The sequence below is a fragment of the Lewinella sp. W8 genome (assembly GCF_004375085.3).
Taxonomy (GTDB): domain Bacteria; phylum Bacteroidota; class Bacteroidia; order Chitinophagales; family Saprospiraceae; genus Neolewinella.
This window is the reverse complement of the sequence record NZ_SNAQ03000043.1, coordinates 1-2,113: the sequence shown is the minus strand read 5'-3', so window position 1 is coordinate 2,113 and position 2,113 is coordinate 1. Positions and strand designations below refer to the sequence as shown.

Annotated in this window: 1 pseudogene; it reads right to left on the bottom strand. The window is 63.4% G+C overall.

Annotated elements, in window-relative coordinates:
* Positions 1-2,113 (bottom strand): annotated as a pseudogene (locus E1J53_RS24045) (hypothetical protein); the annotation flags it as partial.

Below are 2,113 nucleotides of genomic sequence, written 5' to 3'. Positions count from 1 at the left end.
CATCCTCGCCCGTCAGGCGAGCAAACAGGTCGATCACCGCATTGTCCGTCTCACAGATTTCTAAATCGCCCAGGGCCGTACCAGCCGTCAATTGGGTGCTGACCTCAATCGTTACCGTTGCCTCATCGGCCGCACAGCCACCGCTGGCCGCAATACTGTAGGTGAAGGTATAGGTGCCTACGCCCGCACCGAGCAGGTTAAAGGTTCCCGTCAGGGCGGTAAAGATGCCGCCCAGGGGGTTACCACCTCCCGCGGTCCACGTGCCACCGGCGTCTTCGCCATTAAGCAGGGTCGAAAGGTTGACTACCGCCAGGCTACCCGCACAAACTTCTAACGCTGGCTCCGGCGTACCGGCCGAGAGCTGCTCACTGATGATGATCGTCACCGTCTCATCGTCGGCGGCACAGCCGCCGCTGGCGGGGATGCCGTACGTAAAGGTGTAAACGCCAAGGCTGGCTCCGGTGGGATCAAAGGTGCCCGCAGCGGCCACGAATGTGCCGCCACTGGGGTTACCGACCCCGGCCGTCCAGGTGCCGCCGGCATCCTCGCCCGTCAGGCGAGCAAACAGGTCGATCACCGCATTGTCCGTCTCACAGATTTCCAGATCGTCCAGGGCCGTACCGGCCGTCAGCTGGGTGCTGACCTCAATCGTTACCGTGGCCTCGTCCGCCGCACAGCCACCGCTGGCCGCAATGCTGTAGGTGAAGGTGTAGGTGCCAACATTCGCACCGAGCAGGTTAAAGGTTCCCGTCAGGGCGGTAAAGATGCCGCCCAGGGGGTTACCACCTCCCGCCGTCCACGTGCCACCGGCGTCTTCGCCATTAAGCAGGGTCGAAAGGTTGACTACCGCCAGGCTACCCGCACAAACTTCTAACGCTGGCTCCGGCGTACCTGCCGAGAGCTGCTCACTGATGATGATCGTCACCGTCTCATCGTCGGCGGCACAGCCGCCGCTGGCCGCAATGCTGTAAGTAAAGGTGTAAACGCCGAGGCTGGCTCCGGTGGGGTCAAAGGTGCCCGCAGCGGCCACGAAGGTCCCGCCGCTTGGGTTACCGACCCCGGCCGTCCAGGTGCCGCCAGCATCCTCGCCCGAAAGGCGAGCGAACAGGTCGATCACCGCGTTGTCCGTCTCACAGATTTCCAGATCGTCCAGGGCCGTACCGGCCGTCAGCTGGGTGCTGACCTCAATCGTTACCGTGGCCTCGTCCGCCGCACAGCCACCGCTGGCCGGAATACTGTAGGTGAAGGTATAGGTGCCCACATTCGCACCGAGCAGGTTAAAGGTTCCCGTCAGAGCCGTGAAAATACCGCCGAGGGGATTACCGCCTCCCGCGGTCCAGGTACCGCCAGCGTCTTCGCCCGACAACAAAGTGGAAAGGTCAACTTCGAGGACACTACCCACACACACCGTTAACGCTGGCTCCGGCGTACCGGCCGAGAGCTGCTCACTGATGATGATCGTCACCGTCTCATCGTCGGCGGCACAGCCGCCGCTGGCGGGGATGCCGTACGTAAAGGTGTAAACGCCAAGGCTGGCTCCGGTCGGATCAAAGGTGCCCGCAGCGGCCACGAAAGTGCCGCCACTTGGGTTCCCGACCCCGGCCGTCCAGCTGCCGCCGGCATCCTCGCCCGTCAGGCGAGCAAACAGGTCGATCACCGCATTGTCCGTCTCACAGATTTCCAGATCGCCCAGGGCCACTCCGGCCGTCAGCTGGGTGCTGACCTCAATCGTTACCGTGGCCTCGTCGGCCGCACAGCCACCGCTGGCCGCAATACTGTAGGTGAAGGTATAGGTGCCTACGCCCGCACCGAGCAGATTGAAGGTACCCGTCAGGGCCGTGAAAATGCCGCCGAGGGGGTTACCACCTCCCGCCGTCCACGTGCCACCGGCGTCTTCGCCATTAAGCAGGGTCGAAAGGTTGACTACCGCCAGGCTACCCGCACAAACTTCTAACGCTGGCTCCGGCGTACCGGCCGAGAGCTGCTCACTGATGATGATCGTCACCGTCTCATCGTCGGCGGCACAGCCGCCGCTGGCGGGGATGCCGTACGTAAAGGTGTAAACGCCAAGGCTGGCTCCGGTCGGATCAAAGGTGCCCGCAGCGGCCACGAA